The sequence below is a fragment of the Vibrio sp. KMM 9700 genome, assembly GCF_058545285.1.
The window spans coordinates 2123872-2139708 of sequence record NZ_CM178589.1; the positions used below are offsets into that span (position 1 = coordinate 2123872).

Here is a 15837-nt window from a genome sequence, read left to right on the forward strand (position 1 = left end):
AGAGTATTATTTTTAGCATATATATAGGCTGGTTACTGATTTTAGTAACTGGCCTTTGTTTTTAGAGTCTTTATTGAAAATATGTAAATTGGTATTCACTAACTTATAGCTTTGTTGGGATAACTAATAGCTTTATTGGGAATAGTGTCAGCAGTGAAAGGTGGTGAGCTTGTTGTGTCATTGGGATTATATCGACTACGCAAAACCGCTCCAAGCCATCCATGGTTCGCTTAACTCGCACATCCATGTGCTCGTCGAGTTTTGCTGCGCTGATACAATTCCCAATAACACATAGCAATAGCACATAACAAGTCGTCTAACTTAGCGCTTGAAGCGAAGAAAGTCTTGCTTGGACAGATAAACGAGCGAAACATATTTTCAATACAGACTTATCCAAAACATATAGGTAGACCTATGTTTTACAACAAAATAAAAAGCGTCAAATTTTTACTTATGAGCGCAATCGTGTTGCTCTTAAGTGCTTGTGGTCAACAAGAAGAACTACGCCCACAAATTCACATTACCGGCCCAACCATGGGCACGACTTATAATGTCAAATATATCGTCGAAGACGGTGTCCCAGAGCAAAAAGATCTCGAAAAAGCCATTTATGATCGCCTTGAAAAAGTCAATGCGCAGATGTCGACCTATCGTGACACTTCAGAGCTAAGCCAATTCAACCAAGCCGATGCAGGGCTTGCGTTCAAGGTTTCAGAAGATACTGCAACAGTTGTGCGTGAAGCGATTCGTTTAAACAAGCTAACCGAAGGTGCGCTCGATGTCACGGTTGGGCCATTAGTTAACTTATGGGGCTTTGGCCCAGAGTCTCGTCCAGATAAAACGCCAAGCAAAGAAGAGCTTGAGGAGCGCTTTAAAATAACTGGAATTGAGCACCTCAAAGAAGAGGGTGATACACTCACTAAAGATATTGATGATCTTTATGTGGATCTTTCAACCATAGCTAAAGGCTGGGGCGTGGATGTCGTTGCCAATTACCTTGAGTCTGTTGGGGTAAATAATTACATGGTCGAAGTTGGTGGTGAAATTCGCTTAAAAGGCTTAAATTCAAAAAATGTCCCATGGCGGATTGCAATTGAAAAACCAGTAGTTGATGAACGCAGCGTCCAAGAAGTGATTGAACCTGGTGATATGGCGATTGCAACTTCCGGCGATTATCGTAACTATTTTGAAGAAAATGGCGTGCGCTATTCACACATCATTAATCCAAAAACAGGCTACCCGATTGATAACAAAGTTGTCTCGGTGACTGTATTAGATAAATCTTGCATGAGCGCAGATGGCCTTGCAACCGGTCTTATGGTATTAGGAGAGGTTGAAGGCATGCGTATCGCAGAGGAAAATAACATTGCCGCCTTGATGATAGTCAAAACCGACGATGGGTTTAAAGAATATCAATCAACAGCTTTTGCAAAGCTTGCAAACAAAGAATAATTAGGAGTCTAAGATGGCAACATATTTGATAACGTTCGGCGTATTTCTTGCCGTGATTGCAGCCATGGCTGTTGGTTATATCTTCCAGAAGAAAACGGTATCCGGCAGCTGCGGTGGCCTTGGTAGCGTTGGTATCGACAAGGTATGTAATTGCCCTGAGCCATGTGATGCACGTAAAAAGCGTGAAGCCAAAGCTGCATTGCGCCAAGAGAAATTAGATAAGTGGAAGCAAGATAGTATTATCTAGTTTTGAGATCAAATAAAAATGCTTCATCTGAAGTTAGCCCTTAAACTTGGCTGCTTTGGATGAAGCATTTTTTATACCTATTAGTTTTATATTTCTAACTTTATTCTTGTAAAAGCTCTTTTGATTGGGAAGCAAGATCGTCCTTCGTTGGCAGTGTTTTCGATCGCATCATGACATAGTAATAATCGTTATTAATAAAGTAATGACGGATCACAAGGCCAGTTAAAATAAAGAAGAAGGCAGGCACAAAGGATATCGTTACTGAAAGTCCATTTAAGGTGGCATCACTTAGCTGTGTATCCGCTTGGTAGCCAATGAAATCTAACGTATAACCTGCTATCGGACCGGCAATTCCCATACCTAATTTTTGGCTAAATGAAATTGCACCCATCGTTAAGCCTGCTGCATTTACACCAGTTTTCTTACGTCCATAGTCAGCCGCCTCGGTAATTGATGCCCACAAAATAGGGGTATTAATATCGGATAAGAAGCAAGTTAAGAAATAGAAGAATACTGCTAGTGCAAAGTCACCCTTTCCGACCATAAAATATGAGATAACTCCAGCAACAGCTGCTACATACATAGAGTATTCAAATACTTTTATTTTGCAAAAGCGTTTGGTTAGCCACTCTGAAACGAATGCAGCTAAAAATCCGCCGACTGACCACATTCCCATAAAGACAGCAATCGCCCAACCTTCAGTCGCACCTGCAAATTCAGTTCCATAAATATAGGCAATGGTGCCACGAACCAGAAAACCAATTAAGAGTAGAACAACAGCTGAGCTTAAAATTAAACACTGATCATTTTTTAAGATACTTTTAAATTGAATCGAAAATTTAGGTGAGTTGTCTTCAATAACCACTTGTTCTTTAACGTTAACACAGCAGAAAATTAAACAAGCAGAGGAAATCGTCGCCAAGATGCTAAACGCAAAACGGTAGCTTTCAAGCGCATCAGGGTTGGAGTTTACCCAATAAGGAACAAAAGTTGTCACCAATAATGTAGCAACTTTCGCCATAGTAAAGCGATATGTATTGGCTTTTAATCTTTCCTTTGGATCATTAGTGATAGCACCAACTAACGAAATATAAGGAATGGTTAACATGGTAAAAATTAGAGTATTACCAATATAAGTCGCATACGCCCAAAGTAAATTGATTTCATAAGTGCTTTGTGGCGTGCTAAACATCAGATAAATTGAGATACCAAAAGGAATTGAGCCTAAACCTATCCAATGACGAAAACGACCATATTTGGTTTTTACTTTGCCTGTTATGGTTCCCATGATGGGATCGGAGAAAGCATCCACCACGCGCGTTACCAGTAAGATCCAACCTGCATCGATTGGTGTAATGCCGACAACTTGTACGTGGAAGATATATATCAACATAGATGCGGCAATCATAGAGATGTTAATTGCCATATCTCCAGAGCCATAAGCGACTTTTTCTAATACAGTCAGAGGTCTAACTTTTGTATACATAGGAGGGGTTCTCTTTCGTTATATGGATCAAAGGTTACATATGTTATGTATGTTGTTATTTTTTATGTAGGTGACACTTTTATAATGTTTGTTTTGCAGCTAAGAATAGCCCACAAATCTAGAGCATTTCTTTACCTAGATCACATGTAGATCCGTTACAACATACATATGCATACATCACAAAATACACACTAAGCTCATCCATGTTGCATTTTTTTTGTGATAAATATCACTTGTTAGTTGTTGGTGTAACTTTCAGCTTGCTAGGTTTAGATTAAAATTGCCTTTAACTTCATGATTTTAATATATTTATTTTTTATGTTTTTATTGTGATATTAATCACTGTAACCTTGTAACAAAGGTACATGTGATCGAGCTCTTACTTTTAAATGGATTAAGATCTTACAATGACGTCACAATGTAACCCGTTACATAGGTTACATCACAATATTCATTAAGTTATTCAAGGTGATAGCATGGCGACAATAAAAGATGTTGCAAAACTAGCTTGCGTGTCGACTGCAACGGTTTCAAGAGTGATTAATAATCATCCAAGTGTAACGGTTGAAACACGTCAACTCGTCCATCAAGCTATGGATCAGCTCTGCTATTTACCGTCTAAAAGTGCAATTCAATTAAATGGCAAAAAATCAGGTATTTTAGGGGTAATTTTACCTAACTTATCGAATCCTCATTTTCATGAATTGGTTGCAACGCTTGAGCAAGAAGCCAAATATTTTGGTATGCATTTGATTATTAAAACGCACTCGAATGATCCTGAGGTTGAAAAATCGGCAGTTCAATCCTTGATTAGCTTAGGCGCTGAAGGGCTCTTCTGGGTACCGACCGAAAATGAGTCAGAGTTAGTCGATTTGATAAAGCGCAGTGGTCTTAACACAGTTGTGGTCACCCAAAGATCTAAGTTTTTTGATTCAATCTTAGTTGATTACCGCAAAGGGGCGACCTTAGTGGCCAAGCATTTTTACGATTTAGGATTTTCAAATATCGGCTTTATTGGGCAAAAATTTGTTGATAATGAAAAGCTTCATGTTTTAAAGCAATCGATGCAATCAAAGGGCATTCAAATAAATGATGAGAATGTGTTTTTAATTGAGAAAGGTGTGGGCGAGAGTCTGATTGATCATAATCAAGATGTTTCACAAGTATGCGAACAAATTATAAATTTAAAATCAGAGCATATCGCACTTTGGGTATATAACGATGTCTTTACTGTTAATTTAATTAAAGAGCTAAATACGAAAGGAAAGCGCATTCCAGAAGATGTCTCATTAGTAAGTTTTGATGATACATATATTGCACATTTAATGAATATTACCAGCGTCACACAACCTATTAGCGAAATAGCAAGGCTTGCTTATTCACATATTCGAGATAGTAATCAAAATGACATGATAGAGTGTATTCAATTAATGCCTCGGATTATTACAAGAAATACAACGCTTAGAATAAATAAAACAATAGAAAGCATTTAAAATTTAACCTTTATAGAAATGATCTACTTGAATAAAAGTAGAGGAACTTTCACATCCAAAAAAATGAGATGAAAATGAATAAAACAACCCTAAATATAAAGCAAGGTGCTAAGTTAGAGTTTTGGTTAAAAACTAGTAACCCACAGAGCACTGATGAAGTATTAAATATTTCAAATGCAGATGGATCTATTTATAAAGTTACCAATGCTGTAAATTATTATGATTTTTACTCATATAGCCATGACATAGATGAAACTCTAACTCTAGAGGTTAGCCCTGATGCAGAGGTTTCACTGGCTTATTTTTATCACCCTGAAGATGTAGATATCCAAGGTGTGACTTATCTTGAGATCAACCAAGATGAAATTAGCTTTTTAACTAAAAGAGAGATGGAGGCTTGGTATCAAAGTGAATCATTTCGACCTCAGTTGCATTTCTCGCCTTTCAAAGCTTGGATGAATGATCCAAACGGCTGTTGCAAAATTGGCGATACCTACCACATGTTTTATCAATATTATCCAAATGATACCCAATGGGGGCCAATGCATTGGGGGCACGCAATTAGCAAAGATTTATTACATTGGACACATCTGCCGATTTTTAACCATCCAGAGCAAAACTTGGAGCGTCTTGGAGCAACTGGCGGTGCTTTCTCAGGCACGACTTATGTGAACCCACAAGGTGAAGCTTCAATTTATTACACTGAGCGCCGCGCAGCATATGATTTATATTCAGGCTATGTCGAAGTGCAGAAAAAAGCAAAGATTGATGCAAAAGGCATTAAAGCGACCAATATTGAAGAAGTCATCACGACAAAACCGCAGGGCGTAGGTTGTGATATTCGCGATCCGAAAGTTTGGTTTGATTATAAAACTAATTGTTATCGTATGATTTTAGGCTCGGTTCATGAGGGTGATCCTGCCGTGCTTCAATATACTTCTGAAGACGGTGATGAGTGGGAATTTTGTAATGTTCTGTATAAGGCGCCAAGTTATTTCTCCAAAAATGACGGTCGCTGCATCGAATGTCCTGACTTTTTTGAGTTAAATGGTCAATGGGTCTTAATCTTTGGTATTGTCGGTTATCACGAACCTAAGACTAATCGTCATAATTTGTTATATGCCTTAATTGGTGAATTTGATAATGGCGTATTTTATCCAAGCTCAAAAGAGCTACAAGTTTTAGACTTTGCGACTGAGTATTATGCGCTGCAAACTTTCAATGATGGTAAGCGTCAAGTCGGCATTGCATGGATGTATAACTGGGCGACGAACAAGCCAATTCAATCTGTTTATAATGGTGAAATGTCCATTCCTCGCGAACTATTTATAAATGAGAATAATAAATTAGCCATGTGGCCGATTTCTGATCTGCAAAATATAATTGATAACCAAGATGAAGTTAGTTTATCTCAGGATAAAGAATACATATTTAAAAATGGTCAAGCATTTGAAGTGTTGATTTCACAAGGTTTAAAAGATAATGAATCTTTAACATTTAAAGATGATCAAAACCAATCATTTAGCATTCAATATAAATCTGGAAAAATTCACTTTATCCACCCAAATGATGAAGAAGCAGATTATTCTCAAGGGCTAAATAAATTAGATAATTTACGCATTATCTTTGATTCAGGAGTGATTGAAATTTTTGTAAATGATGGTGAAGTCTGTGGTACGAAACGTAGTTATTTATTCTCTAAGTGCCATAGTTTATCCATTCAAGCTGATAATAATAAATTAATCCAAGTGAACAACTTTAAAAGTGTTTGGTAATAAAAGGAACAAATCTATGTTAAGTAATAATTATTATGATGTCACCAATTGGAATATCGGCAACCCTTACCAAGATATAGGTGAGGTGATAAATAGCATGATTGATGATATTAAAGCCAAGCAAAATGAAGTTGATGTGGATGATGGTGGCAAACCCGGCGCAGTGATTTATATTCCACCGGGTGATTATCACTTAAAGACGCAAGTTTTAATTGATATCAGCTATCTAAAAATTATGGGCTCAGGGCATGGCTTTACTTCATCAAGTATTCGTTTTAATACGCCTCAAGATGAGTTGAAAAATTGGCATGAAGTGTGGCCGGGTGGAAGCCGTATTCTGGTTGATCTTGAGAGTGATCCACAAGATGAAATTAAAGGCGCAGCATTTTATGTACAGCGTGATGGCGACCCACGCTTGAGTTCGGTTGAGTTTGAGAATTTTTGTATTGATGGCTTGCACTTTGTGGACGATGGCTTAGATAAAAATGACCCTGAAAATACTTATGTAAATGGTAAAACGGGTATCTATATTGCTTCAGCGAATGACTCGTTTCGCTTAACTGGTATGGGGATGATTTATCTTGAGCATGGCTTAGTTAGTTATCACACCGATGCGATGGCAGTCCATAATAACTTTATTGCAGAATGCGGTAATTGTATTGAATTGCGTGGCTCAGGTCAGGCATCTAAAATAACGGATAACCTGATTGGTGCGGGTTACCAAGGACACTCCATTTATGTGGAAAACTTTGGCGGTATTTTAGTTGCAACGAATAATATTTTCCCACGCGGAATAAGCTCTGTGCATTTTGTAAATGTGGCACGCTCAAGCATTACGAGCAATCGATTCCATTCTTTCTATTCTGGAATGCTTATTTTTGACGGCTTATGTGCTGAGAATTTAGTTTCATCGAATCACTTTTTAAGAGATCGTGAACCTTGGGCGCCCATGCGTGCTTATGACAATGGTTTGGATGATGCCTATGGATTACTCCATATTCATGGTAATCAAAACTCGATTATTGGCAATCATATTTCTGAGTCAATTGATGCGCAGTACCTTAAACCTATTGGTGAGAAGCCAGTGATGATACGCCTTGTATCAGGCCAAGGAAATTATATTGCTAACAATCATATTGTTGCGACAACAGAAGAGACGAAAGTGACCCAAGATGTTTCTAACAGTGCGTGTTTTAGTACTCAAGTGGACGCCTTATTATCCATTGATAAACTGGACGCGCTAGATGTTATAAATGTTTTGGTTGATGCAAAGTCAACACATAATACGATTTTGGACTCTGGCACGCAGGCGCAAGTTAGTTTAGATTCAAGTGTTAATGCATTTCGCCCGACTCCAAGTATAGGTTAATTGGTACTCCTTCATTTGACCTTTAAAAGCCGAGTCCCCCAATGCTCGGCTTTTATTGTTGAAAATATCAGGATATAACTGGCTTAAATTTTAAGAACGGCTTAAAATAACTGTACCCATAAACAGTATTTAAGCTTATGTCTATTCAAAAAATCATTCACATAGATATGGATTGTTTTTACGCAGCGGTAGAAATGCGTGACTTTCCTGAGCTTAGAAATGTTGCGCTTGCTGTTGGCGGCGCGGCAGATAAACGTGGCGTTTTAAGTACGTGTAATTATGCTGCGCGTAAATTTGGCATCCACTCAGCCATGCCTACAGCGCAAGCGTTAAAACTTTGCCCCAACCTTGTGCTCGTCCCCGGGCGCATGTCTGTATATAAAGAAATCTCCAAGCAAATTCGTGAAATATTCTCCCGCTATACCGATATTATTGAACCCTTATCTTTAGATGAAGCCTATTTAGACGTCACGGACAGCCCACATTTATATGGCAGCGCGACTTATATTGCCGATGCAATCAGACGTGATATATACCAAGAGTTAAACTTAACCGCCTCGGCAGGGGTCGCGCCGATTAAGTTTTTAGCCAAAATAGCCTCAGATATGAATAAGCCTAATGGTTTAACCGTGATCCCACCAGAGCGAGTGCAAGAAGAGATAGATAAACTTAAATTAGAAAAAATCCCCGGCGTGGGAAAAGTTAGTATCGAAAAGCTTAATCAAGCTGGCTTTTATACCTGTTTGGATATAAAAAATGCTAACTACAGGCAGCTGTTAGCTGATTTTGGGCGTTTAGGTGAGTCTTTGTGGCAGCGTAGTCACGGCATAGATAAACGTAAAGTTGAGCCAGTACGAGAGCGAAAATCTGTTGGGGTGGAGCGCACCTTTGAGGTGAATATCAAAACCTTTGAAGAATGTTGGCAGATCATTGACACCAAGCTTTTCCCGGAACTCAAGACACGTTTGCAAAAAGCAACGGCTGATGAAGCGATAATTAAGCAAGGGATCAAAATGAAGTTTGCCGATTTTTCTCAAACCACGATTGAGCATACGGCTAGCTCTCTAAGCTTAAAAGGGTTTTATCCATTGCTTGAAGAAGTAATGCAAAGGCAAAAAGGGCGTGAGATTCGTTTACTTGGATTGAGTGTGATGTTAAAGCCAGAGGTGTTAAAGCAGCAGCTGAGCCTTATCTAAAAAAGGGCAGTGATTCATTTATCACCGCCCTTATGTGGAGTAAATCCAAAATATTTAATTATGTATACTCTTCATACTTGAAGCTGCAACTGCGTTAACTTCGCTCTATCGCCCTAGTCACATATTCTTATATGCTCCTAGAGTCTCATCGCTTGTTGCCTTGCTGCAACTCCAATTATTTTGAGTATAAAATATTAAGCTTTTTCAGGAATATTCTCTAAAATAGCAATCATCTGCTCCCAGAATAAACCAACACTCTTAATCTCAACTTTTTCATCAGGAGAGTGTGGGAACTTGATGGTTGGGCCAAAAGAAATCATATCCATGTTTGGATAAGGTTCTTTAAATAGACCACACTCAAGACCTGCGTGGATCACCATAATGTTTGGTTTGTTTCCATAAATACCTTCATATACATCACGGAACACATGCATGATGGCAGAATCTGGATCTGGCTTCCAACCAGGGTAAGTGCCATTTAGCTCAAATTCTGCGCCAGCAAGGGCGGCAAGTGATGCGAGAGTTTGCTCAACTTGTTCACGACCAGAGTCAATCAGTGAGCGGATCAAACAAAGCACAGTGATTTGGTCACCTTCGGTTGTGATCACACCAACGTTTAATGAGGTTTCAACCACACCTTCAAAGTTATCATCCATACGGATCACGCCATTTGGACATGCATTTAATGCATTGATAAAACGAGTTTGGTCAGCTTTTGTGAACACAGGGCTTAGCTCTGCATCAGTAATGCTTGATGTAATGCCTGTCTCGATTTTTGCCAGCTCAGTTTGCACAAGGGCTGTAAATTCTTGATATGCACTTTCAAGAGCATCAAGCTTGTCGGCGGCAATCGCAATCACAACACTGGCTTCACGTGGAATCGCGTTACGAAGGCTACCGCCTTGGAATTCAACTAGCTCAAAACCTAAAGCGTCTTGCTGAGTTGCTAAAAAGCGTGCAAGGAATTTGTTCGCATTGCCGCGACCAGTATGGATATCACAACCAGAGTGACCGCCTTTAAAGCCTGCAACACTTAGTCTTTTTGCAACAAAGCCAGTTTGCGCTGCTTGACGTTCAAGGTTGAAGATCATTGAAGCATTCACGCCACCCGCGCAGCCCATGTAAATCTCACCTTCTTGCTCAGAATCGGTATTTAAAAGGATTTCACCTTCAAGATAACCTTCTTCAAGTGCAAAGGCGCCGGTCATGCCAGCTTCTTCATCAATCGTTAATAGTACTTCAAGCGGGCCGTGTTTGATCTCAGTTGATGCCAAGACAGCCAGACATGCCGCCATACCCATACCATTATCTGCGCCTAACGTTGTCCCTTTAGCTGTAACCCATTCGCCATCAACATAAGGAAGGATAGGATCCTTAGTAAAGTCATGGTTTGAATCACTGTTTGCTTGTGGCACCATATCAATGTGGGCTTGCAGCACAACTGGCTTTTTATTTTCCATGCCAGCTGTCGCAGGTTTTTTGATAAACACATTGCCAGCAGGATCTTGTTTAACTTCTAGATTTTGCGATTTAGCCCAATCCATAATATAGCCAGCAAGTGCGGCTTCATGTTTCGATGGATGTGGAATCGAGCAGATTTTAGCGAAAAATTGCCATACCGGCGTTGGGGAAAGTTCTGCAATAGAAGAGATTTGAGCGTCAGACACGTTAGCTCCTTAGTTAGTGACCAAATTGGTTTGTTTATGAAAACAAATATCTATGTACCCCAAAGCCTAAAATAGGAGAGGAGTAGCTTTAAGCTCATCATATACCTAAGCTTAATGGAAGTCACACAAGTTAGGGTGAACGCAAATCTTTCGATTGAATTTTGAACATTATTATTTCATGGTGTGAATTAAAATTACGATAATTGTGTAATTAACTTATAAATATCACTTAATTTGATCTTTTTTGAACATTTTTAATTAAAAAGGTTGTAATTTTACCACGAATTAGCTATATTGAATTCACTTTGATAGGGAACCTAATGCACTAGCTAGGTTTTTTTGAGTGAAATAGATATTTAGCTGAAATGTTTCCGTTTCTAGTATGAACAACCCCCAATTTGTTCTTTTTGCTAGTAAATATCTTTGCTTTACCCCAAATTAGAGATTCAACTTCGATAGAACTTGTTTATTTCAACCACCTACTTACCTGGGTGGTTTTTTTTGCCTCAATATTGTCATTTTCTTTCATTTCTCATTATTTTTGTGACAGATATAGCTCTTTTTTTTCAACTAAGCTTAAAAAATGTGACTAAACTTATAAATTAATTTGCTTTATTTGGTCTTTTTTGGAAAAATACACTCCTTTTTAACGGTTGCGCAAACGTTTAGTTGAGCTTCGAATACTCAACACACAGGCTGAGCGTACTAGGCGTTAAATCCCCTTTTTTACTACACTTTTAGGAATAAGAAGATGTTGGAGAAGCTCTTTAAGCTATCTGAAAATAACACTGATGTGAAAACAGAGGTGTTGGCCGGAGTCACCACTTTCTTGACCATGGCTTACATTATCTTTGTGAACCCATCAATTTTGTCTCAAGCGGGCATGGATCATGGTGCGGTGTTCGTCGCAACTTGTATCGCTGCTGCGATTGGCTGCTTTATTATGGGCTTATATGCCAACTACCCAATTGCGCAAGCGCCGGGTATGGGGCTAAATGCATTCTTCACTTATAGTGTTGTGTTGGGAATGGGGCACTCATGGCAAGTCGCACTGGCTGCGGTTTTTTGCTCTGGTATCTTGTTCATTATCCTAAGCTTATTTAAAATTCGTGAGCTCATCATTAATGCGATTCCTATGTCATTACGCCTTGGGATCTCTGCTGGTATCGGTCTTTTCCTTGCGTTTATCGCTTTGCAAAATGCAGGCATAGTGACAGATAACCCTGCAACATTAGTTGGCGTGGGTGACATGCGTACCGTGACCGCAGCGCTTGGCGCACTTGGCTTTATTTTAACGATTGTTTTAGTTAATCGTGGCCTAAAAGCAGCCGTGATGATTGCTATTCTTGCAGTGACAGCCATTGGTATTTTAATTGGTGATGTGCAATACACAGGCGTGATGTCTATGCCACCAAGCATTGCGCCAACCTTTATGCAACTAGACTTCTCTGCAATTTTCGATGTAGGTCTGATTTCGGTTGTGTTTGCATTCTTATTTGTTGATTTGTTTGATACAGCCGGCACGCTTGTTGGCGTTGCAACCAAAGCAAATCTGGTTAAAGAAGATGGTAAAATTCCTCGCTTAAATAAAGCGCTTCTTGCAGACTCAACAGCAACTTCAATCGGCGCACTATTAGGTACATCAAACACCACATCTTTTGTTGAAAGTACAGCTGGTGTTGCGGTAGGTGGTCGTACAGGTTTAACTGCTGTGGTTGTTGGGATTTTATTCCTATTAGCCTTATTCTTTGCACCGCTTGCAGGCATGGTTCCAGCTTATGCAACCGCAGGTGCACTGTTTTATGTCGCTATCTTAATGATGTCAGGTCTTGTGAATATTGACTGGCATGACTTAACTGAAGCTGCGCCTGTAGCTGTGGTTTGCTTGATGATGCCTTTGACTTATTCAATCGCAGAAGGCATTTCAATGGGCTTTATCTGCTACGCTGCGATTAAGCTTTTATCAGGCCGTTATAAAGAAGTACATTATGGGATCTGGATCCTAGCAGCTATCTTCCTTGCGAAGTTTATCTTCACAGGCGGCTAATTTTACTTCTACTGATAGTGCCTTTTCAGGTAAAATAATCAGAATTAATTCAAATAAGTTGTATGGCTTACTTTACTCTTCGGGGAATGTGTAAGGCATGCAACTTTTTCTATATAACATTTAGGTTTTATTATGACTAAGAAATTTGTGATCACTTGGGATAACATGCAAACATATTGCCGTGAGCTTGCGCAAAAGCAAATGCCAGCTGAGCAATGGAAAGCTATCGTTGGCGTGAGCCGTGGTGGTTTGGTTCCTGCTGCAATTTTGGCTCGTGAGCTAGGTATCCGCTATGTCGATACGATTTGTATTTCAAGCTATGATCACGATCACCAACGTGAAATGAAAGTACTTAAAACTATCGAAGGTGATGGCGAAGGTATGCTAATCGTTGATGATTTAGTTGATAGTGGTGATACAGCGAAGAAAATTCGTGAAATGTATCCAAAAGCTAAGCTTATCACTGTGTGCGCAAAACCAGCAGGTAAAGATTTAGTTGATGAGTATGTTGTTGATATTGAACAAGAAACTTGGATTGAGCAACCATGGGATATGGGTCTACAATTCATCCAACCAGTCAACCGTAAGCAATAATTTGACTTAATCTTTATCGACTTAAAGATGATTTTTTGAAACCTCACATAACTTAAATGTATGTGAGGTTTTTTATTGCCTGAATACTTGGTTTAAAAGCTTATAACTGGCTTAGAGCTTACGGCAAGAGTCACGTTTAATCAGCTCACAAGGCAAAATTAGTTTTTTATCTCTTGGTTTATTATCGATAAGATCAAGCAGCATCTTGGCGCTTTCATAGCCGATCTGGTAGGCATCTTGCTTGATGACGCTAATTGGCACTTTAAACATATCGACCATAGGGATCTCATCAAAGCCCAGTACTGACACATCGCTTGGGATCATTACTTTGGCTTGATTTAAGCTTTGTAAAAGTGCGAGGCTAATCGCAAGGTGTTGGCTAAATAAAGCCGTTGCTTGATGCTGATTTAAAAGAGATAGAGGTGAGCGCTCAAAACCATGGGTTCTTTCCCAGAACAAAACCATGTTTGGGTCAAGTTCAATATTATTTTCTTCTAATGCTGCAAGGTAGCCTTGGTAACGCTGTGAGCGTGAATTATTTCCTTCAAAACTTTGAGTTAAAAAGCCTATCTTTTTATGCCCAAGATCGATCAAATACTGCATACCATCCTTAGCGGCTTGAAAATAGTCGGAAGACACTAAATGGGTTTGGGTTTCTGGATACTCAAGTTGAAATTGAACGATCGGAAACCCTGTTTCAGTATAATGATTAAGTTGCTGATAGTTTTTGCCCGATGAGGTGATGATGATCCCATCGACACGCATTTGGCGTAAAATTTCAAGCGACTGCTTTTCGGTTTTTGAATCAAAATCTGTATTGTAAATCAGAAGGTTATAATCATTTTTTTTGCAAAAATCATCCATTCCACGCAATATTTTGGCTGTATTAAAGCCAGCAATATCTCGTACCACTACGCCTATGGTTCGGGTTTTATTACTTTTTAAGCTGCGCGCAATTCTATCTGGCACATAGTTTAAGGCTTCCACAGAAGACTCAATACGCGCCTTGGTATCAGTTGACATATGTCCAAAGCGTCCGTTTAAGTATTGTGAAACAGTGCTTTTAGAGACGCCAGCATGTTCTGCCACATCTATGATTCGAACTTTTTTCATGCATGCCTTTCTTTAGGAATAGAAATATTTATTTTTTGCTGAAAACTAATTTTTCGCCTATTGAATATTTTACGCAGATGTTCTACGCTAATCAAGTAAATCGATTTACTAAACCGATTTTGTACCTAAATTTCTTATATCGGTCATGGAGTGTTGATGTGAAGATTTCAGAGATAAAAGTTTTTGTTACCAACCCAGGACGCAACTTTGTGACCGTGAAAGTGATCACTGAATCTGGTGTATATGGTCTTGGTGATGCCACGGTCAATGGCCGTGAAATGGCTGTTGTGACTTATCTAGAGGAGCATGTGATCCCTTGTATTGTGGGGCGTGATGCGCACAATATTGAAGATATTTGGCAATACTTGTATCAAGGCGTGTACTGGCGCCGTGGGCCAATTTGCATGGCAGCGATTGCCGCAATTGATATGGCATTGTGGGATATTAAAGGCAAAGTAGCAGGTTTACCTGTGTATCAGCTTTTAGGTGGCAGATGCCGTGATGCTGTTTCTTTATATGCACATGCCAATGGCACCAATATAGAAGATACTTTAGTCAAAGCAAAAGAACTTGCTGATCAAGGTTTTAAAGCTATTCGTCTACAATCGGCGATTCCTGGGCTCTCTGAAACTTATGGCGTTTTAGGCGATAAAAAAGATTATTTTGAGCTTCAAGGCGAGCGTCCGCTACCACCTGAACAAGAGTGGTCTACACGTAAGTATTTTAAGCTAGTGCCTGAATTATTTGAGAAAGCGCAAGAGATGTTAGGCGATGATGTGGCTTTATTGCATGACGTACATAGCCGCTTAACTCCAATTGAATCAGCCAAGTTAGGTAAGATGCTTGAGCCGTATAATCTTTTCTTTTTAGAAGATAGCTCGATTGCAGAAAACCAAGATAATTATAAATTGATCCGCGCCCATACCACCACGCCGCTTGCGATTGGTGAAACTTATAATACGATTTGGGATTGCAAAGATTTAATTCAAAATCAATTGATTGACTTTATTCGTGTTGCCGCAACGCACGCTGGTGGGATCACTGGGGTGAAGAAAATATCTGACTTTGCAAGCGTGTATAACGTACGCACTGCGCCACATGGCGCGCCAGATTTATCACCAATTTGTTTTGCTGCGCATATGCATTTAAATATCTCAACCCACAACTTTGGTATCCAGGAGTTTGTCGGTTTTGGTAATGAGATCTCGCAAAAAATCTTCTCGCATGGCATGAAGCTTGAAAATGGCATGATTTACGTTAGCGATGCGCCAGGGCTAGGGGTTGATTTTGATGAAGAGGAAGCGCAAAAACATGTCTATAAGCGCTCTTATTTACCAGTCAGTCGCCTTGAAGATGGTACCTTGTGGCATTGGTAATTGTTTGATTTTTTTTTAAAAT

The 15837-nt window shown here is 39.3% G+C and carries 12 protein-coding genes; 9 read left to right on the plus strand and 3 right to left on the minus strand.

Annotation, left to right across the window (positions count from 1 at the left end; all coding sequences use genetic code 11):
• Window positions 1–414 precede the first annotated feature (414 nt).
• Together AC2VOY_RS09480 and nqrM are read left to right on the plus strand one after the other, a co-directional pair.
• The gene (locus tag AC2VOY_RS09480; RefSeq protein WP_491831092.1) at window positions 415–1452 is read left to right on the plus strand and encodes an FAD:protein FMN transferase; all 1038 of its coding nucleotides are present in this window, start codon (window positions 415–417) and stop codon (window positions 1450–1452) included.
• A gap of 13 nt (window positions 1453–1465) precedes the next feature.
• Window positions 1466–1699 (plus strand): (Na+)-NQR maturation NqrM, encoded by a 234-nt coding sequence (gene nqrM / locus AC2VOY_RS09485; RefSeq protein WP_491831093.1) that lies wholly within the window; start codon window positions 1466–1468, stop codon window positions 1697–1699.
• A gap of 100 nt (window positions 1700–1799) precedes the next feature.
• Here the strand turns inward: nqrM and AC2VOY_RS09490 are convergent, their stop codons facing one another.
• Entirely contained in the window at window positions 1800–3185 is a 1386-nt protein-coding gene (locus tag AC2VOY_RS09490) for an MFS transporter (RefSeq protein ID WP_491831094.1), read from the minus strand.
• Between the two features lie 476 nt (window positions 3186–3661).
• Between AC2VOY_RS09490 and AC2VOY_RS09495 the strand changes: the two genes are divergently transcribed.
• From AC2VOY_RS09495 to dinB, 4 genes are all read left to right on the plus strand, one after another.
• On the plus strand, window positions 3662–4678 hold the full coding sequence (locus AC2VOY_RS09495) for a LacI family DNA-binding transcriptional regulator (RefSeq protein WP_491831095.1): 1017 nt from the start codon (window positions 3662–3664) through the stop codon (window positions 4676–4678).
• Between the two features lie 74 nt (window positions 4679–4752).
• Window positions 4753–6453, plus strand: a complete 1701-nt coding sequence (locus AC2VOY_RS09500) for a GH32 C-terminal domain-containing protein (protein ID WP_491831096.1) — start codon at window positions 4753–4755, stop codon at window positions 6451–6453.
• A gap of 16 nt (window positions 6454–6469) precedes the next feature.
• On the plus strand, window positions 6470–7822 hold the full coding sequence (locus AC2VOY_RS09505) for a NosD domain-containing protein (protein WP_491831097.1): 1353 nt from the start codon (window positions 6470–6472) through the stop codon (window positions 7820–7822).
• A gap of 137 nt (window positions 7823–7959) precedes the next feature.
• A complete protein-coding gene (gene dinB / locus AC2VOY_RS09510; protein ID WP_491831098.1) occupies window positions 7960–9018 on the plus strand; it encodes a DNA polymerase IV in 1059 nt (352 codons plus the stop codon).
• Window positions 9019–9212: 194 nt separating this feature from the next.
• Here the strand turns inward: dinB and AC2VOY_RS09515 are convergent, their stop codons facing one another.
• The gene (locus AC2VOY_RS09515) at window positions 9213–10685 is read right to left on the minus strand and encodes an aminoacyl-histidine dipeptidase (RefSeq protein ID WP_491831099.1); all 1473 of its coding nucleotides are present in this window, start codon (window positions 10683–10685) and stop codon (window positions 9213–9215) included.
• 751 nt (window positions 10686–11436) lie between these two features.
• On the opposite strand from AC2VOY_RS09515, the gene AC2VOY_RS09520 reads away from it, so the two are divergent.
• Window positions 11437–12732, plus strand: a complete 1296-nt coding sequence (locus AC2VOY_RS09520) for an NCS2 family permease (protein WP_491831100.1) — start codon at window positions 11437–11439, stop codon at window positions 12730–12732.
• Between the two features lie 132 nt (window positions 12733–12864).
• The gene (gpt, locus tag AC2VOY_RS09525; RefSeq protein WP_491831101.1) at window positions 12865–13326 is read left to right on the plus strand and encodes a xanthine phosphoribosyltransferase; all 462 of its coding nucleotides are present in this window, start codon (window positions 12865–12867) and stop codon (window positions 13324–13326) included.
• A 111-nt stretch (window positions 13327–13437) separates the two neighbouring features.
• Here gpt and AC2VOY_RS09530 read toward each other — a convergent pair whose 3' ends face one another.
• Window positions 13438–14439 carry a LacI family DNA-binding transcriptional regulator gene (locus AC2VOY_RS09530; protein WP_491831102.1) on the minus strand — a complete coding sequence of 334 codons (1002 nt, stop codon included), beginning with the start codon at window positions 14437–14439 and terminating at the stop codon, window positions 13438–13440.
• Window positions 14440–14597: 158 nt separating this feature from the next.
• Here AC2VOY_RS09530 and manD point away from each other — a divergent pair, with 158 nt between their 5' ends.
• Window positions 14598–15815: a D-mannonate dehydratase ManD gene (gene manD, locus AC2VOY_RS09535; protein ID WP_491831103.1), complete on the plus strand. Its 1218-nt coding sequence runs from the start codon at window positions 14598–14600 to the stop codon at window positions 15813–15815.
• Window positions 15816–15837 lie beyond the last annotated feature (22 nt).

What these genes read in the sequence shown, in the direction of transcription:
- AC2VOY_RS09480 (WP_491831092.1), top strand. Translation starts at nt 415, where the DNA reads ATGTTTTACAACAAAATAAAAAGCGTCAAATTTTTACTTATGAGCGCA.
- nqrM (WP_491831093.1), top strand. Translation starts at nt 1,466, where the DNA reads ATGGCAACATATTTGATAACGTTCGGCGTATTTCTTGCCGTGATTGCA.
- AC2VOY_RS09490 (WP_491831094.1), bottom strand. Translation starts at nt 3,185, where the DNA reads ATGTATACAAAAGTTAGACCTCTGACTGTATTAGAAAAAGTCGCTTAT.
- AC2VOY_RS09495 (WP_491831095.1), top strand. Translation starts at nt 3,662, where the DNA reads ATGGCGACAATAAAAGATGTTGCAAAACTAGCTTGCGTGTCGACTGCA.
- AC2VOY_RS09500 (WP_491831096.1), top strand. Translation starts at nt 4,753, where the DNA reads ATGAATAAAACAACCCTAAATATAAAGCAAGGTGCTAAGTTAGAGTTT.
- AC2VOY_RS09505 (WP_491831097.1), top strand. Translation starts at nt 6,470, where the DNA reads ATGTTAAGTAATAATTATTATGATGTCACCAATTGGAATATCGGCAAC.
- dinB (WP_491831098.1), top strand. Translation starts at nt 7,960, where the DNA reads ATGTCTATTCAAAAAATCATTCACATAGATATGGATTGTTTTTACGCA.
- AC2VOY_RS09520 (WP_491831100.1), top strand. Translation starts at nt 11,437, where the DNA reads ATGTTGGAGAAGCTCTTTAAGCTATCTGAAAATAACACTGATGTGAAA.
- gpt (WP_491831101.1), top strand. Translation starts at nt 12,865, where the DNA reads ATGACTAAGAAATTTGTGATCACTTGGGATAACATGCAAACATATTGC.
- AC2VOY_RS09530 (WP_491831102.1), bottom strand. Translation starts at nt 14,439, where the DNA reads ATGAAAAAAGTTCGAATCATAGATGTGGCAGAACATGCTGGCGTCTCT.